This is a genomic window from Sphingobacterium sp. BIGb0165, assembly GCF_024810095.1.
GTDB lineage: Bacteria > Bacteroidota > Bacteroidia > Sphingobacteriales > Sphingobacteriaceae > Sphingobacterium > Sphingobacterium detergens.
The window spans coordinates 74,408-92,407 of record NZ_JANUEB010000002.1 but is presented as its reverse complement, the minus strand read 5'-3'; the positions used below and the strand labels follow the sequence as shown (position 1 = coordinate 92,407).

Annotated in this window: 10 protein-coding genes and 1 tRNA gene; 2 read left to right on the top strand and 9 right to left on the bottom strand. The window is 41.3% G+C overall.

Annotated elements, in window-relative coordinates:
- Positions 1-2 precede the first annotated feature (2 nt).
- Entirely contained in the window at positions 3-1,112 is a 1,110-nt protein-coding gene (locus M2408_RS04180; RefSeq protein WP_259179549.1) for an MBL fold metallo-hydrolase, read from the bottom strand.
- Position 1,113: 1 nt separating this feature from the next.
- The gene (gene dcd / locus M2408_RS04175; protein ID WP_120260458.1) at positions 1,114-1,650 is read right to left on the bottom strand and encodes a dCTP deaminase; all 537 of its coding nucleotides are present in this window, start codon (positions 1,648-1,650) and stop codon (positions 1,114-1,116) included.
- A 311-nt stretch (positions 1,651-1,961) separates the two neighbouring features.
- On the opposite strand from dcd, the gene M2408_RS04170 reads away from it, so the two are divergent.
- Positions 1,962-2,603, top strand: a complete 642-nt coding sequence (locus M2408_RS04170) for a 4'-phosphopantetheinyl transferase superfamily protein (protein ID WP_259179547.1) — start codon at positions 1,962-1,964, stop codon at positions 2,601-2,603.
- 111 nt (positions 2,604-2,714) lie between these two features.
- Positions 2,715-2,786, top strand: a tRNA-Glu gene (locus M2408_RS04165).
- A 250-nt stretch (positions 2,787-3,036) separates the two neighbouring features.
- Here the strand turns inward: M2408_RS04165 and M2408_RS04160 are convergent.
- The 7 genes from M2408_RS04160 to M2408_RS04130 all read right to left on the bottom strand — a co-directional run bounded on the left by M2408_RS04160 (position 3,037) and on the right by M2408_RS04130 (position 17,981).
- The gene (locus tag M2408_RS04160; RefSeq protein ID WP_259179544.1) at positions 3,037-4,377 is read right to left on the bottom strand and encodes a BT_3987 domain-containing protein; all 1,341 of its coding nucleotides are present in this window, start codon (positions 4,375-4,377) and stop codon (positions 3,037-3,039) included.
- Positions 4,378-4,402: 25 nt separating this feature from the next.
- Complete coding sequence (locus M2408_RS04155; protein WP_259179542.1) at positions 4,403-6,244, bottom strand: RagB/SusD family nutrient uptake outer membrane protein; 1,842 nt, start codon at positions 6,242-6,244, stop codon at positions 4,403-4,405.
- A gap of 8 nt (positions 6,245-6,252) precedes the next feature.
- Positions 6,253-9,549, bottom strand: a complete 3,297-nt coding sequence (locus tag M2408_RS04150) for a TonB-dependent receptor (protein ID WP_259179540.1) — start codon at positions 9,547-9,549, stop codon at positions 6,253-6,255.
- A 180-nt stretch (positions 9,550-9,729) separates the two neighbouring features.
- Positions 9,730-10,899: a FecR family protein gene (locus M2408_RS04145; RefSeq protein ID WP_259179539.1), complete on the bottom strand. Its 1,170-nt coding sequence runs from the start codon at positions 10,897-10,899 to the stop codon at positions 9,730-9,732.
- Between the two features lie 83 nt (positions 10,900-10,982).
- Positions 10,983-11,561: an RNA polymerase sigma factor gene (locus M2408_RS04140; RefSeq protein ID WP_259179538.1), complete on the bottom strand. Its 579-nt coding sequence runs from the start codon at positions 11,559-11,561 to the stop codon at positions 10,983-10,985.
- Positions 11,562-11,814: 253 nt separating this feature from the next.
- Positions 11,815-14,604 carry a sugar-binding domain-containing protein gene (locus tag M2408_RS04135; protein WP_259179537.1) on the bottom strand — a complete coding sequence of 930 codons (2,790 nt, stop codon included), beginning with the start codon at positions 14,602-14,604 and terminating at the stop codon, positions 11,815-11,817.
- 8 nt (positions 14,605-14,612) lie between these two features.
- A complete protein-coding gene (locus M2408_RS04130) occupies positions 14,613-17,981 on the bottom strand; it encodes a DUF5107 domain-containing protein (RefSeq protein ID WP_259179536.1) in 3,369 nt (1,122 codons plus the stop codon).
- Positions 17,982-18,000: the final 19 nt, after the last annotated feature.

The following is an 18,000-nucleotide window of genomic DNA, read 5'->3' as shown; positions in this document are numbered from 1 at the left end:
ATTTAATTAACCTCCCGCCACCAAGGGGAATATACGGTATCCAGTTTATTCAGATAGACAAGTTCTCCAATCTTTGGGGTAATAAGTTTACTATGCTCCTTTTGAGCAGTCTCATAAAACTTCTCCATGGGCTCCTTCCATCCATGCATAGCCAATGCAAATTTTGAGGAGTGAACAGGTAGCGTGACCTTAGCTTGTAGATCTTTGGTTTCAAGGCCCCATTCTTCGGGTAAAGAGTGAATATAATGCCAAGCATCATTGTACTGCCCGTTCTCCAAAATAGCCAGGTCGAATGGCCCAAACCGTTCACCGATGGTCTTAAAGTGTCTTCCATAGCCACTATCACCTCCTAAAAATAAATTATATTTTGAAGTCTTCAGCACAAAGGAAGTCCAAAGGGTGTTGTTTCGAGTGACTCTGCGTCCGGAAAAATGTCTAGCGGGGGTAAAAGTTACCTGAAAATCAGGCAAAAGATTTATCTGATCATACCAATCGCCTTCGACAATCTGTTCTGGCCTATAACCCCAGGATTCGAAATGTGCGCCTACTCCCAAGCCACAGATGACCTGACCTACCTTCTCATGCAGTTTGATTATGGTCTCATAATCAAGATGATCATAATGATCATGGGAAATAAATAGATAATCTATTTTGGGGAAGTCTGCCACTGTATAATCCACAGCAACTTTAAATGCTTTGTTACTCCCCGGAACGGGCGAAGCGTTCTCGCTGAATACAGGGTCTACAAGCAATAATTTACCATCAATCTTCAGGAGATAGGATGAGTGCCCAAACCATACCAGAATATCTTGAGATGGCAGATTTTTCAGATCACATTTCATGGCTGGTAATACACCCAATGGCTTCAGCCCTGGCTTTTTATTAAAAAGAAAATCCCACATTAAAGCGACGACGTTTACATCACTCTTCAAGGAAGGTGTCACCTCAAGATTATGAAATACACCATTTCTGAAATTAGGCGATTGCTTCATCCGCTCCAATCGCGCACCTTTAAAGCTTCCACCAAACATCGGATGGACAAAGTAATAGAGCAACCCACTGACTAGGACAATCAATAGCATCCCTAAAATAATCCATCCAACGTTTTTCATTTTAGAAACTATTCTTCCACATCATGGATTCGACAGGACGGATAGTCTTGCCATTATATTTTGCATTACCCTTTGTATTGTAAAACGTCTCTATCTCACCTTCTACAGCAAAATAAATCAATTGACCGATTGGCATACCAGCATAAACTCTGACGGGTTGTGCAACAGATATCTCCAATGTCCATGTATTACAAAAGCCCACATCACCTTTACCAGCTGTTGCATGGATGTCAATTCCCAAACGACCAGTACTCGATTTTCCTTCCAAAAAAGGAACATGTTTGTGCGTTTCTGTATATTCCTGGGTGACGCCTAAATAAAGGGTATTAGGTTCCAATACAAAACCCTCCTCTGGAATTTCAAAATGATTAATTTCATTATGTTTTTTGGCATCCAAAACGCGATCTGCGTAAGTTGCCAAATATTTACCCAAATGCACATCGTAGGAATTTGTTCCTAAGCACTTACGATCAAATGGTTGAATGACAATGCTGCCATTTTCAATCTCTTCAAGAATTCTTTTATCCGATAAAATCATGTGTATCAAGATAGCAAGAGCATCAGGCCATGCTATATAAATTCAAAAATACGGTTCTCACACAAATTTTTACGCTATTTTTTATTTAAAGTGCTCGTTTTTATTGATAATTCGCTCTGTCGGGTTCGGATAAGCCTCATTTGATCATTTCAAAGACGAGCGGCAGCCCGCTTTTCAAATGCTATTAACGCTAATCTCAGCAATCCGCTCAAATTGATTTTGTCCTCTTCTTTTCATACATGCTAATCAACTTTTCAAATCGCTCGGCATTGAGTGTGCGATAATTTGCGATTTGTTTTTTAAATTTGGGTATGAGTCTAGTGTATTTACGTGAAATAGATAGCCAAACCAAATTTGCCATTTGGCGGATTGAAGAATCGGATGATGATTTATTGTCCAAACTGCAGTTGGATGAGCGTGAGAAGGCCAAATTAGGTTCTTTTAATAAGGGGAAGCGGCGCTTACATTGGCTTGCTACGCGTGTGTTGTTGCGGACCTTACTAAATACTTCACGCTATATTGACTGCCCTTCCGATGCCAACGGTAAACCTTACCTTGCCAATTTCCCGCAGAAGATATCACTTTCGCACTCTTTTGACTATGCCGCAGCAATGATAAGTACAGAAGGAGAAGTAGGGATAGATATGGAAATCATCAAGACGAAAGTTGAACGGATCCAGCATAAGTTTCTCAAACCCGTTGAACTTGCCTTTATTACACAGGACGATACACGATACGAGCAGTTGTATGCCTGCTGGTGCGCCAAAGAGGCAATCTATAAACTTCAGGGGAATTCAGGAGTTTCATTCTTAAACAACATGACCATACAACCCTTCGAATACCAAAAACAAGGTGTCTTGAAACTCGAACTGGACAGCAACCATACCCACCAGACCTTTGAGGTACATTATGAAAAATTCAATGAATATATGCTTGCATATGCCATTGGATAAGGTCGCTTAAAAAAATAATTTTTCTCAATTTCAGCGAATTAGCAGTGTAAGCGCACTTTTTTTTTGTGCTTATTGAAAAAGCTTCTATATTTGCAGCATCACAAAGGAAATGGCCCGTTCGTCTAGGGGTTAGGACGCAAGATTTTCATTCTTGAAACAGGGGTTCGATTCCCCTACGGGCTACTAAAAAACAAAAAATCCTGCAACAAAATTAGCAGGATTTTTTGTTTTTACAACCTACATGCAGTAGCACTCAAGCCTTATCAAATAGATTGAACAAAGAAGTCTATAATTATTGGTCTCAAACAAATAAGCTAATTTGTGTCTCACGGAACAATAGCACACCACAGAGTATATTAAGAGATAAAAAAGCCACTCCAAATATGGAGTGGCTTTTATTTACCCTAGATAATAAAACAAATGCCATATATCACTACAGACCTTTTACATATACTTCGGCGATAGCAGATGAAGGCGGACGGTTACTCTCGGTAACGATACATTTCAAATAACGTGCTTTCGTCGTCGGAATATTGGTCATAAGTGTATGTTTTGGATTAATTGTACCAAAGTCAACTTTACCTACCGGAATATAGGTTTTATTATCGGCGCTGACTTCAAATAATACTGTTTTCAGATCATTGTTTGCCCGCCGGACGAGCTCAATCGCCATCATTTCATGCTCTTTACCCAAATCAATGATTAAGAAATGTGGTAATGGCGGTTCTCCCCCCATCCATACGTTATGCCAAAAGGTCTCCGTTTTACCGTCCAGAATGTTCTCTTTTTCACCGCCGCCGATCCATTCGGATGAAGCCTGAATAACCTTCCATCCTGTACGGGCGATATCTGGCGGTTGGAACGAAACGGGTATCAATATGGTTGACGCTTCTGGATTAATACTATTTTTTGAAACAGATTTGATCCGTAAAGGCAAGGCATATTCTCCAAATAAATTTGTGGTTCCACTAACAAGCCCCTTTTTGATGATCGTAAAATCAAAGGTCGCCTTATTTTTCTTAGCATTGACTTTATAGGGCATATCCGACAATTGATATGCCGTCTTCGGAAGTAATTTCAGTTTCTTATCATCAGAAACTGTTCCATTATAAGTATCCAGAATCTGTGGATCGATTTCAATTTCATATGCAAGATCCCATTGATTAGGATAATTTGTTATAACCGAGGTCTGCCCCTTTATTTGTTCCGATCCCGTTGGTGTTAATTTAATCTGCTCAAGTTGCAAACCCGGTGAAGTGAATGCTAAAAAAGGGTCTTTAACATTGGGAATAAGCAAAGTTGTAACCATCTCTGGTTTCAAGGAATGCAATATGCCACCCTCAGCTTCAATTCGGCAAGGAAGGACATACATTTCCCTATACTTCCCCTGTAATGATTTTATCCGTTCACTATCAAACACAATTGCTATATCATGTAAATAATCTTTCTTCTCAAAAGTCAAAGTTACTTTGTCAATTTTATAGCAGTCCGCAGGAAGCAGTCTATAATTTGTCCCTTCTCGAGCATTATAATCAGTCAGATATGCTTCATCAATCTTCAAGTTCACCTTTGCTTCCTTCTGCCCAATTCCAGCTTTAACAACAGTCACATTGTAATCAAACTTTCCCCAATCAAATACAGTTATTTTATTTTCTTTAAAGTCTTTGAAATAAATGGTATCGTCGACCATATTATTCATTCGATCATCCTTCTGACATCCAAGAATCAGGGCAAATGCCAATAGGAAGACACAATAGGAAATACAAGTTTTCATCTTCTTCAGTATTAGTAAATTTGCACTACCATCCATAGTTCTGTGTAATGTTGACCATCTCGCTCAATTGCTTTTGATGTATCGGAAAGAAATAATGCTTTGGCTGAAAAACTCTTCTTCCAGGAAAAACATCCTTCGTCCTTTCCCATGAGGCTTCATAGGTTGTGGCAGCAACATTACGCGTATAATAAGGTTCGTTCATTTCCTGTTCTGCGATCATCCAAGTTCTTAGATCCGGATAGCGATGCCCCTCAAAGGCCATTTCTACCATCCGTTCTTTGCGGAGCAGTATACGAAGCAACTCCTTATTTCCTAATACTTCAGGATAAGCGACCTCCATTTTATTCAAACCACTACGCTCACGAACGAGATTGACATAGCGCAATGCTTCCGCTTCATCTCGGTTTGGTTTTTCATTACATGCTTCCGCATAATTGAGGTATATCTCTGCAAGGCGATAATAGGGCCAAGCAAACTGCCCCCAGTTTCCCGACTCGATATCATTTGTCGGGTCACTCATTCTTCGCCAAAGGTACCCGGATTTTACACAGTCACCCGTTGTGGTATAGGTCGATGTTCCGCCATCAAAAAAAGTAACCTTCTTCATGCCATGTAATGTATTGATCCAGTACATTCCATTAGCCAAAATAGAGGCGTAGAAGCGGGCATCACGTCCCACACAACTGTTATGAGCTTTGAAGTTCCCAAAATTGTCCAATGGGTGGACATAGTTATCTGTAAATCCCATTTCTTGATACCCCGATTTTTCATCGATAATCGGCTGGCCATTGACACTATACCCTGTTACCGGATATCGTCCAGAACTTGCCATGGGATAACCATCTACCAATTTCAATGATGGCGCATATCCACCCCAACCCGTTGTCACTACCCGGGGAGGGGCTGTACGGACATTATAATTAAAGCCATCGTCTGACCAGCGTCCCCAAATAATTTCTGAATTCCATTTCTCGAAATAAATACCCATATAAGACTTTATAGCTCGACGAAAGGAATTTGTCTCTTTATTGTCTTGATACAGTGCATACAGATTTAAATCAATCACATCTTTGGCCGCTTTCGCCGCCAGCTCCCATTTAGTGAGATCGGTAGTCTGAGGAAACAAGAATTCTCCGCTTTTATTCTTCATTCCAACATATAATTTTGCACCATTGAATAAGGGACGTGCCATATACAATAACAGTTCCGATTTTGCAGCCATGACAGCACCTTTTGTCAAGCGGCCATACCATGCCTGATCTGTAATCTCCAGAGGCAACACCGCTGTTGACTTATCAAATTCGGAGAGAATAAAATCTACATTGGCTTGCAACGACATTCGATCCACTGACTTGGCGTCGATCTTATCATCAGCAGTTCGATCACCCCAAATAAATACTGGTCCATAGCGTCTTAACAGCAAGTAATAAAAATATGCGCGTAAGAATCTCGCTTCTGCCTTCATAATGTTTTTGGTTGATTCATCTAATTCCACGTTTTTACCAATATTATTGATAAAAACGGTCGCCTGGTTGATACCTTGATAATTATGTACCCAAGTCGCATACTCATCTGTGGTAACACCCCAGCCTCCATTTGCGAAGTTGAGCCAAGGCACCCAAGCGACCCAAGAGAACAGCGCTTCATCACTCAGCGGGACATTCCCTCCCTCACTATTAAACAGATCATGCTCAACGGGTAGATAACCATATACCTGGGCTAGATATCTCTCGGTTGTAATACGCTTCATAAACGTCTCATCGAGGGTTTTTTGATTGGCCAGATCGACATCTAAATACTTGCTGCATGCCCCAAAGAAAAATGGCACCAAAAGACAAGACAGGAGGTAAATATATTTTTTCATCATTTTTTCAGTTAAAATATCACACTTAGACCAATATTAAATACGCGCATTTGCGGGTAACTGCTTCCAGACACTGTTTCCAGTTCAGGATCCCATAACTTGAATTTACTGAACGTAAAGACATTCACTCCTTGTGCATACAGACGCAGGGAGGATAACTTCCATTTTTCAATCCATTGTTTGGGCAATGTATAGCCAAACTCCAAATTCTTTAAGCGGATAAAACTCATGTCCCGCTGCCACCATGTTGATGCCTGGGAATTATTAGCAATGTTAAGCGACAGGCGTGGGTAGAGCGCATTTGGATTGGGATTATCAGCACTCCAGCGGTTATCCGCGACATCTGCATAAATTTGTCCCGAATTCCAGATATTGCCTGTCTGTCCGTACAATGGTCCTCCCGCAATAATCCGGGTAATATCCCCGACACCGTGAAAAAATGCCGCAATATCGAATCCTCTCCAAGATACACTCGTTCCAAAACCATACGTCAACTGTGGCATATCGGTATCACCAATAGCGACCATATCTTCAACAGATATCTGCCCATCGCCGTTGATATCCCGGTACTTCAAATCTCCTGGACGTGGAGGGCTAAATTTTTGCTCCGGACTATGTGCAATTTCCTCCTCCGACTGAAACAAACCCATCGCGATTAGACCACGCTGCTGCCCCCAACGTTGTCCTATATCTGATTGATAAGCCCATACTGGCGTAGGTTTATCATCAAAGATTTTCTTGTTGCGATTATAAGTGATATTACCCCGAACCTGAAGGCCGAAATCTCCTTGATGATGGTTAAATTCCAAAGAACCTTCTATCCCTTTATTTTCCATTTTACCAATATTCACTAAAGGCTTTATATTAACACCGACAATAGAAGGAACACTCTCCTGTGGGATATAAATTCCTTCACGCTTCTCTGCAAAATAATCCGCCTGGATCGTCAACTTATTGAACATGGTTAATTCCACGCCAATATTGCGCTTCAAAGCACTTTCCCAGGCCACTAACGGATTTCCAGGATAGCCAGTAGCAATCCCTGTCAATGATTTCTGTCCACCTATACCAAAGATATATCCTCCGCGGTCTTCCATCTCCGAATTATAGGCAAACCGACGTCGGCCATCGATCTTATCACTACCAATCCTACCTATGGATCCCCGTACTTTTAGAAAATTAATCACTGGTAATAATGATTTAAAGAAAGCCTCATTACTCATCACATAGCCCATCGCCAATGATGGAAAAAAACCGAAACGCTTCTTGGGTGCAAAATTTTCCGAACCATTATAACCAAAGTTTCCCTCAATAAAATAGCGGTCCTGATACGAATAAGTCAGACGTGAAGCAATCCCCGTATTTCGATAAGGGAGCGCAGCGATATAATTTTTCTCAGGAAAATTATTCGTTCGTTCACGCATAGAAAATAAAAACAACCCTCCTAAGCGATGTTTGTCAGCGAACAGCCGATCGTACATTAGTGAACTTTCAAAGTTAATCGCCCGTTCGCCAGAATGCCAATCTTTTAGTTCAAAATAGTCACTTCCTGCTCCATTGTCCTTCAAAATCAGGTTTCCATCACTATCCCGTGCATTGTTCTTATCCACATAATAGGTGACTGGATTCTTCCGCCGGTCCAAAGACGTAGAGTTCTTCGCATCCCAGGAAAATTTGACATTGGCTCTCAGCCCAGGTGTTATTAATTCAGAGAAATCTTGCGTTACACCAACTAAAGATTGTGCATTATTCCAAAAATCTTTCGAATATCCTGTTGTGTTCAGAAAATAATATGGGCTCATGGTGTAGACGCCGTTCGAAAATTGCGTTGGAATTGCGACTGGTGTTGTATGTAAAATAACATCATACATAGTTCCTAGATCCAATCCCAAGCGATTCTTTGTTTCAAACTGATTGGAAAGATTTAAATTGACTTCGGTCGAAGGTGAAAGCCTAATGTCTACATTTGACCGGAAATTGATTCGGTCGAAATTCACAGAAGGATCATAGTTGGATGTCTTTCGAGGTTGAAAAATCCCATTTTCTTTCATATAGGAACCCGACACATAATACTTGATAAAATCTCCACCTCCAGTTACATTCATATTGAGCCTGCCATTGGACGTTCTTTTCTTAAATATTTCCTGCATCCAATCCACATTAGGGTATACATCCGGATCTAACTTATTTATATGCTTGTTGATCTCCTCTGGCGATAGTGGTGCCACACCAGATTGTTCATAATTAAGATCGTGATAATAGTCCAACCATTGCGCAGCATTGGCCAGTTTTGGTAGTCGTATGGGTTCCAGCATACCACGTTCGAAGCGGGCATTGATGGTTGGTTTGGCACTTTTCTTCCCTCTTTTCGTGGTGATGATCACAATGCCATTGGCACCTCTTACCCCGTAGACAGCGGTGGCTGTCGCATCTTTTAAAACGGAAAATGATTCCACATCCTCAGGGTCAACTAAATCCATGGGACGTTCGATTCCATCGACCAAGATCAATGGACTGTTACTTCCAGCGAAACTACTGACTCCCCGTATCCAAAATGATGTCGCCGATCCAGGTTCACCGGAGCCTTGTACAGTAACGACTCCCGCCATTTGTCCAGCCAATGAACTACTGATTTTCGCAACGGGGCTTTTTAACTGTTGTGGTGAGACACTACTAATAGCACCGATTACACTGATTTTACGCTGTTTTCCGTAAGCAACAACAACAGCTTCCTCTAGATCACTCACCGCAGCTTCCAATGTTACGTTTACTTGATTTGAATTTCCGATAGGCTGTTCGATAGGCTGATACCCAACCAAAGAAAATGAGAGAATCTTGTGTTGATCTTCTACTTCCAAGCTATATCGTCCCTGCGCATCGGTCTTTGTTGCTACACTTGTCCCTTTAACCGCAACGGTGACGCTCTCCAATGCATTCCCCTTTGCATCTGAAACGACCCCAGCAATCTTTTTTTTCTGTACCCGCGTGACACTTTGTCCCTGGTTAGACGATGCTGGTTTTGCAACGATCAATACCGTATTCAGATTTAGCTCATAAGCGAGATTTCTTTCGCTCAAAAACTCTTGCAGGACCTCCTTAAAGTTTCTATTTTTTGCTTTAATGGTCACCCGCTTCTGTTTATCGATTAATTTATTATTGTACAAAAATTCGTACCCCGTTTGTTTTTGAATCTCATCCAGGACATCCACCAAATGTCCATTTTTTATATCCAAGGTTACTTGTTGACCAAAGCTAGCTGCATGGACATGCACCATGGAGATGATGAGGATTAGTATACATACTTTCATCCTGATAAATGCTTTTACAAAGAATTTCTGTTTAAAAAAGCAACTTTTGCTATTCCTTTTATACATTTGTATAAGTTTGGTGTTAAATGGTTTATAACTCAATTAGGTCTATTTAATTGCTAAGCATCGATCGGGAGTGTTACGAGCACTTCCGATTACTTTTAGCTTCATCTCGTATTCTCACATAACAAGGACCCTCCCATCCTGAATTTTAAATTTATAATTGGATGTCTTTTCGAGCTGCTTGAGTAAATCTGAAAGCTTCTTGGTTCTTTTCATCATAGCAGTAAATGTATCTGTTGAAGTAGATTGTATCGTGATCTCCTTGATATCATACCATTCTTTTACTTTTTGAAGCACTGTTTCTATATCATCTTCTGTAAAGCGGAAAAAGCCATCGCGCCAAGCCAAGATCTCTTTTAGATCAGCCTGCTTCAACACAATCTGCTGTTGTTGTGGATCTGACTCCGCTTGCATGCCCGGGGCTAGAATTTTATGCGTGCTGCCCAAGCTGACCTCTACTTTACCTTTGATCAAAGTCGTCAGAGTTTTGGTTTTGGTTAAATCGGATGACACATTAAACTGCGTTCCCAGGACTTTAATCCGTGTTTGCTTTGTTTCTACGATAAAGGGCTTCGCGGGATCATGGGCGACATCAAAATAGGCCTCACCATCTAAGAAAACTAATCTATTGGCGGTCTCAAAATGTACGGGGTAAGTTAAACTGGATCCTGAATTCAAATGTACCTTTGTCCCGTCAATCAGTTGTAGTGTCAAAGCACTCCCTTTGGGGCTATGAAATGTCCGTTTTTCAGAACCACGCTCACCATGTTTCAGTTGATATAGCAACGTTCCATCGCTGTCTCTAACAATAGTCAGATTACCCTTGTCCAACGACTCGGGATTATCGGCAGAAATCGAATATTGCTCACCTGTAGACAGGGTAAGTATGGGTGCATTCCCATCAGGGAGAGCGATCTCATTCATTAAAACCTGTTTGGGATGTGTTACTGGCGCCGTTTCGCGCTTTACAAAGTATACGATCGAAAAACAAAAAAGAACAACCGCAGCAGCTAAACTACCCCACTTGACATAGTTTATTCTATTTCTTCCGCTGTCTGCTGATTCTTCTTTATTTTCTTGAATACGATGGGAAAGCTGCTCGGCCACACTATCCCTGTCAAATAGTTCTGAACGAACTGGGATCTCCTCCTCCATACGCTCAAAGAGAGATAAAAACTGGGATTCATCCAGATCATCCAATTGATCTAACATCTCTTTTAACTCAGTCCGCGAGATTGTATTTCGGAAATAATTGGTCAGCAAATAGCGTAGTCTTTCTTCTTGCATGGTCAAATTGGTTCGTACTTTCTAAGTTTATTTTAGACAGTACACCACAAAAGCAAAAAAGGACTACATGAAATATTCTTTTTTTAAAAAAAATAAAAAAATAGGGAAAGTAACCGATTTCTTCCAGATCGGACCTGTTTCAGGGATTTCGACGCTCTGGCAAGATGATTTTTTACCGTGTTTTTAGAAAGGTTCAGTTCCTCAGCAATTTGTTGACAGGGAACTCCATCTACCCTGCTCAAGGTAAATATAAGTTTTTGTTGAGCCGGTAACTGGGAAAGGTAACCCTCAATTTCTTCGGACAGCTCTTTTCGTTCGACCATTCGATCAGCGGTCTCGGATTGGCTTTCGATGTGATATGCTAATAGTTCAAAAGCAGCATGTGAACGCTTAATACTCCTTAGTTTGTTAAAGCACTCTCTTTTGGCCAAAACATATAGAAATGGCCAAAGATCTACATCCTGTTTTATGCTCATACGATTGGTCCACAGCTTAACAAACACCTCCTGCACAATATCTTCGCTCCAACCCGTATCCTTCAACAAATGAAAGGAAACATCAAAGATTCGATCTGCATACAGCTGGTAAAACTGTAGCAAAGCGGCCTCACTTCCCATAGCGAGATCCTGAATCAAATTAGCTTCATAAAATTCTTTTCTCATAACCCAAGTCCCAACGCTTCAGTATATTGGTCGTTTTTCTTTTCCGGCAAAAATCAGTTTATTGAGACAATTTAGCAATTATTTCAACAGCACTGCCTTTTTTTATTTAAAGTTTTATTTTCTCATAAAAATAAATTACTTGCGCATCAGCTTATATTATATATATATTATTTTTTTGTCTCGCCCAAGTCCTACAACTTCATTTTTTTTATTAAACTTATTGATATACAGATCTTAACCTAAATATATCAAACTAATAAATAGCACTGGGAGCAGCCTTTTCCTGCAATTCTTTATATTGTAAAATCTTCTGCAATACCTCAGGATTTTCGATAACTTTTGGTGCAAATTTCGAACTCTTCATGTAGGTGAGTATGGATTGCAACATCTGATTTGCAACAGGTCGCTGATCCAAATCAGTCGCAAGATCAAATGAGGCTACCATCAGTTTACCATTCCCCACTGCCCCCTCAAATAGTGAGGCTAATTTTCTATTGTTTGCAAAATTATCTATCATCTCTACAAGGGTTTCGCCACCTTTGATCTGATCCATCAACATTGTTGTCGATTTAATCTGTAAGTCCCACCACTGCCAGTCGGTATATCCCTCTGTCGGAAAATCAGCGAATACAGTGTGTTTTGGATCACAGAGCAATCCCATTGTCCCAGCCTGCTTCGGAAAATGTACCGGGCTCCAAAATACCGGAACAAACTTGCCTTCAATACCTGTAATTTTTTTCCAATCAGGATTTAAAAGGACTTTTTTACCTGCCTGCAACAACCGCAAAGCTTCATCCAGCTCCCTTGTATAGCTTACATCAGCAAAATCAATTTGATTTTCTTTAGGATACACCCATATATTCCAATGATTTTCATAGCTTGTGCCTTTGAGATTAATATAAACTGTCAACTTTTTGGCTTGTTGTATCGCCTTCAGTGACACTTCAAAGCGGCCTACATTCCCGTTGTACCCCTGACCTACGACTATTTGAAAGTGACCATTTGCAACAGTTTTCGTACCATCTTTCATAGACCACTCGACCAACTGATCGCTTAATGCAGCAGCTCCATAATTGCTGATGTCTAAAATCCCCTCAAATACTTCATCATTGGTATATACGGCTTTGGAAAACTGGAGCAGGGGAACTACCGGTGCGCAAAACTGTCTAAATTCAGCTGCTGAAAGAATGTTCTTACTATCCCAAAAGGCATCCAATAGCCCCACCAAAGCCGTACCCTGGCCCGGGAAATCATGGAGGTCCAATAGTTGGTAACCGCTGATGCCCGGTGTTTTTAAGGCCCGTTCCAGCTCTTCTTTATAGAGAATTGCTGCCAACTTGCCTGACGACATGGTATATGCCTTCGCTTTATGCAATAAACCCTTGCGTTTCAGATCTTCGGCTACAGCAATAAAGTTTAACGGCTTTAAAACGCCTGTATACTTTTTGATCTCTGCCAAATTGGGATAAACAGCATATTGTCCGATCTCATGAGTAACCACAGGAATCGAAACGCCATCCAATGAAGCGCTGTAATTTTTATTAAAGACAGGAGGTTCACTATTAAAGACCCCCTGCCCTCTCACCCATCCTTTTGCCGTCCACTGCGTAATCAGAAAATCGTCAAAAGGTTCGCCGACAATTCCATGTCCTTGTTGAAAAGTAAATGATGTCGCCGTATATAGATGTCTCTTATCTTTCTCTTTCAGGTTTTTTACCAGTGAGTTAAGGGCATCAAAGTCGCCACTCAGCTCATTTCCCATACTCCAAAAACAAAACGATGGATGATTGCCATATTGCCTGATCATCTTATCAGCTTCCTCATATAAAAAACGTAGCACTGTATCATCCTTACCAGCATTATTTTCCCAGATAGGCAATTCGACCTGAAGATAGAACCCCATTTCATCAGCTACAGCAAAAGCAGCTTCCGGAGGGCACCAAGAATGGAACCGTAAATGATTGAGTCCCCATTCCTTTGCAGTCAAAAATACCTTCTTCCATCCCGCCTTGTCCATTGGGGGATGCCCCGTCAACGGAAAAATGCTGCATTCCAATGTCCCCCGAAGAAACAGAGGCTGCCCATTGATTTTCATCACTGTTCCCTGCTTTGACAATTCACGCATACCAAACGATGTACTCATCATATTGACTCCCTCACCCGATTGGCACACCACTTCGACGTCATAGAGATTTGGTGAAAATTCGCTCCATGACCGGATATTCGCGCCCAGATCATAGCTCAATTGTAGAGTGGAATCACCAGGGGCTAATAAAACCTCCTTTTCTATTGTCGGAAGATACTTGCTCTCACCCTTAAATCTGGTTCTTACCCGGAGTGTACTATTGGTATTTCTTTGTGTTTTATTTGAAAGGACTATCTTTAGGTCTACACGTTTTGCTGTCAAAATTGGAAAAGTACTTACTTGCTTGATATGAACTCGATCCATTGCTTCAATGTACATCGAACCGATCATTCCGTTCCACATAATCTGGGTATGATCCGTATAGGCATGTGCCATATCATCGACACTGATCGCCAGTTTCTTGCGGTTATCAATGCGGATAGTCAGACGATGCTTTTTCCCAGTCTTTAAAAAAGAACTTAAATCAAATTCATGTGAACCTACCAGACTGCGCTGTTTTTGCGGAATTTCTACTCCGTCAACCCAGACATTGGACTCCCATATAATCCGCTCCAGTTTCAGGATCATTTCTTTACCCGCCCAGCCTTTCGGAATAAATAGCTCCTTGCTGTACCAAGCTGCCCCCACATACCGATGTTTCCTTGTCAGATGTGAAAGTTGGGGTTTTGTAAGCGCCGGTGTTAAGCTATTCGCGGTTCCCAGTCCTGCATCGTCAGTTGTCCCAGGTAATTTAATGGGTGTTGTGAAAGACCTATTAGTCCAACCGTTCTTCACCCCCACATCCTCGGGGTCAAGTTGTACACTCCATTGTCCGGCAAGATTGAGCTGATGCCCTGCAACTGCCAAAACGCAGTAGCTCTGTAGAAGAGCAAGCAATAAAATGAGATAACGATGCATGTCTGAATTTAATTATTTAGGGTGACTTCCGCTATAAAAGAGCGTAGTATTGATAAACAACCCTGATGATTGGGCTCTAATTGCCTCACCTGTGCAAGATATTCCTTAGCCAGATCCGAATCTCCTTTACCTAAGTAACCCAACCCCATTACATATAAACAATGAATCCTATTTTTATGGTCGAGATCATCCTCCCAGATATCCATATCAGGCAATGAAACCGCAAAATAATCGATTTTAAAAGGTTTGTCCAAATAGGTTTTACCATGATCAATTAGACTTTGGAAACATTGTTCAGCTTTTTCTTCTTGTTTGAGCTCAAGCCAAGCCAATCCTTGAAAAAAGATCTTGTCCGGTTGTGGATCATTATAAAAAAGAGCCTGTTGGGGTTCCTGAGCTCCCTGTGTAGCTTTGATGAGATAGGCTGTTGCCTCCTCCTCATTTCCCAACGAACCGTATCCAACACCTTTGTAGTAATAAATATCGTTTTCCTCCATTGTAATCAGTTTACCCTCACCAAGATTATGTGGATAGCTGTCAATAGCTGTTAACAGGGCTAAGGCTCCCTTCGGATCATTGGCTTTTAATCTTTCTTTTGCCAGTTCCAGATGACAGATTGTATATTGACGGGACACCTTCCCCTCTCCGCCTTCCCAAGGTTTAAACTGTCGGGAAGCCAATAATTGCCTAGCCTCTTCGTATCGTCCCAGAAGATTGAAAAGTGTAATCCGTTCCAAGAAAAGATCATCTCGACTAACGACAAGATCTGCATAGCGATCCAATAGCGTCAATCTTTCCGCGTAATTGTATCCTTGTTTCTTATAGAGCTGGTGAAGTTCCATCAGCAGCCGTGCATCTGTCTCATCCAATGCAAATGCTTTTTCAAGCAAAGCAACAGCCTCCTCTTTTCGCCCCATTCGATTATAATAGGCCAGAGCCAGATTCCGGAAAACGGTAGGGAATTGTTGATCCAATTGTATTGCTTGCTCCCAGCAGTCTACCGCATCTTGATGTTGTCTCTTGCCGTACCATAGATTCCCCAGGTAGTAATATGCTTTTGCATCGTCATTATTGTGCAGGATTGCATCCTGAAGTATAACGATCTCTTCCAACCGATTTGGGAAGCAATAAGTCGGGTCCATGATACGAGCTTTGTTATAATAGGCTTTTGCTTGATCATTTTTTCCGATACAGGCGTTAAAATAACCCAGTGCATAATATATCATTGGATATACCGTTTGCGGATCATCGATTGTTTTTTCCAATAACTGGATGGCTTCCTCATACAGACCAGCTTGAGCAAAGTCCAACGCATATTCCACCACACTCTGTACATTGACTTTACATAAATCTAGAATAGGCGATAATATAGTCTCGTCCTTTGTCAGCAAGTACCATTCAAATTGACAACCCATATTAAATGGATCTATTTCCAGAGAATCTTTAATGTACCCCAACGCTTCATCTCCCCGCCCCAGTTTTCTTAAAATCGAAGTTTTTAATTGCCGGGCTTTATGATGCTTCCAATTTCGGTTTATTGAACGTTCTATTTTTTCCAGAGCAACGTCCCACTGTCCACGCGTTGCATCTATCTGTGCAAGACCAAAATAACCTGCATCCTGCCAGGCAGCATTCCAGGTTGCCTTGTAAAAAGCGGCATAGGCAACTTCCAGTTCACCGGATAATTGTAAAGCTAAGCCTAGATTATAATAGGCCTCGCCATCGTAAGGATTTGGATTACGTTCGGTAAGTCGCGCAATTGCGGTTCGGAAGTAAGGGATGGATTCAGCGATCTTTCCATTTCTCAATAGAAGAGCACCCATTGCATTGTTACATCGTACATCATGCGGATCCCGTCGCAATGCCTCAAGATAGTAATCCACAGGGCAGTAGGTTGCGTGCCGATATTGTTCAAGATGCTGTCCTGTCAGGAACAATTCCTCCACAGATTGAACATCCTCTGGTGTTGAAGCGGCTTGAGCCGGTTCTGGGATATCCGTAATATCTTTTTGTTTTTCCAATTGATAATGCAGCATTTCATTTTGATCACTATCATAAACCGATAGAATCAAATCAAATGGATCACTCTGCAAATCGGAAACAGTTTGTTTATAAATATCTCGGGGAGAACAATGGATCTTTTCCTCGAGATATATTCTCCCTTGCTTATCCCTCAGAACAATATTAAGTCCTTCAAATGCAGCTGTTGCATATAGAATAATGTCAGCACGCTGCTGATGGACCTCCATATTGAGGACAAGATCTTTCGTTGCATTCTTCACATGACCAACAGCCGCGTAGGGCATAAAATATTGTGACCATGATTTCACCTCATAAGGCTGTAACCAAGCAAAATCAGGTTGATTGTCGGTGTAAACACCAGCCATTAATTCGATATATGGACCATTTTCGTCTGTCAGATTCCGATCCCAAGCTAAACCAAAATCACCGTTACCCCATGTCCACTGTTTCTTTCCCGGAGAAATGTGGTGGTCTGCAACGTGCAACATCCCCGCATTGGTGTCTCCCGCTTCGTAACCTCCCACAAAATTATATTTTGATTGGATGGCCATATAGGATGTCGGAACAGGAATATTTTTGTATTGTGCTATATCAACTCCAGCTGAATAATCGTATTTATAATAGGTTCCTGTCGCGATCGGAAATGTTGAAACTTCTCTTTTGCCATGATCAAAAACTGCATTTACATCAGGTGGAAAAACAGAGTAATAGTCATCATTAACGACAACAGCTGGATTGGCCCACCAGAGGAAAGTTTGCGGTAAGGCCGTGCGATTATAGACCTGCACTTTTATTTCAATAAAGGCTTTGTCGGGATAAAGTGTAAATCCCTGCATGGCCTTCATGCGAAACATGCGTTCGATTTCATTGCACCATACGGTCACACTGCCATCTGTATTATGTTCAACTAAATATTCTGTTGGCATAAAGGTTGTTGGCCGGTGATGCTGAGGCCAGTTGAATTCTATCCCACCAGAAATCCAAGGGCCTGTAAGTCCCACCAGAGCTGGCTTTATCACCTCATTGTAATAAACAAAATGCCGTTCTCTGACTTTATCATAGGCCATGTGGATCCTTCCGCCGAGTTCAGGCAAAATCATCACTTTGATATATTCGTTTTCAATAAATAGTGCCTGATAGATCTTATCCTGTTTCTCATCACTAATTTTTTCAATAATGGGATAAGGATATACCACACCTGAGCTCCCTTGGTATACACGTTTTTCAGCAAAAATCGGATTTTTTTCCATCGTACCAACCTCGTAGGTTGGTATCGCCACAGGTTCCTCCCAAACTTTTACTATGCCGCGCTGATCGACTGTAGATTTAATCAGGTAACGTGTCAATTCTGTCATGTTCTAAAGAGCTATTAGG

Coding starts and splice junctions, on each gene's coding strand:
- M2408_RS04160 (WP_259179544.1), bottom strand. CDS start 4,377: ATGAAAACTTGTATTTCCTATTGTGTCTTCCTATTGGCATTTGCCCTG.
- M2408_RS04155 (WP_259179542.1), bottom strand. CDS start 6,244: ATGATGAAAAAATATATTTACCTCCTGTCTTGTCTTTTGGTGCCATTT.
- M2408_RS04150 (WP_259179540.1), bottom strand. CDS start 9,549: ATGAAAGTATGTATACTAATCCTCATCATCTCCATGGTGCATGTCCAT.
- M2408_RS04140 (WP_259179538.1), bottom strand. CDS start 11,561: ATGAGAAAAGAATTTTATGAAGCTAATTTGATTCAGGATCTCGCTATG.
- M2408_RS04145 (WP_259179539.1), bottom strand. CDS start 10,899: ATGCAAGAAGAAAGACTACGCTATTTGCTGACCAATTATTTCCGAAAT.
- M2408_RS04135 (WP_259179537.1), bottom strand. CDS start 14,604: ATGCATCGTTATCTCATTTTATTGCTTGCTCTTCTACAGAGCTACTGC.
- M2408_RS04170 (WP_259179547.1), top strand. CDS start 1,962: ATGAGTCTAGTGTATTTACGTGAAATAGATAGCCAAACCAAATTTGCC.
- dcd (WP_120260458.1), bottom strand. CDS start 1,650: ATGATTTTATCGGATAAAAGAATTCTTGAAGAGATTGAAAATGGCAGC.
- M2408_RS04180 (WP_259179549.1), bottom strand. CDS start 1,112: ATGAAAAACGTTGGATGGATTATTTTAGGGATGCTATTGATTGTCCTA.
- M2408_RS04130 (WP_259179536.1), bottom strand. CDS start 17,981: ATGACAGAATTGACACGTTACCTGATTAAATCTACAGTCGATCAGCGC.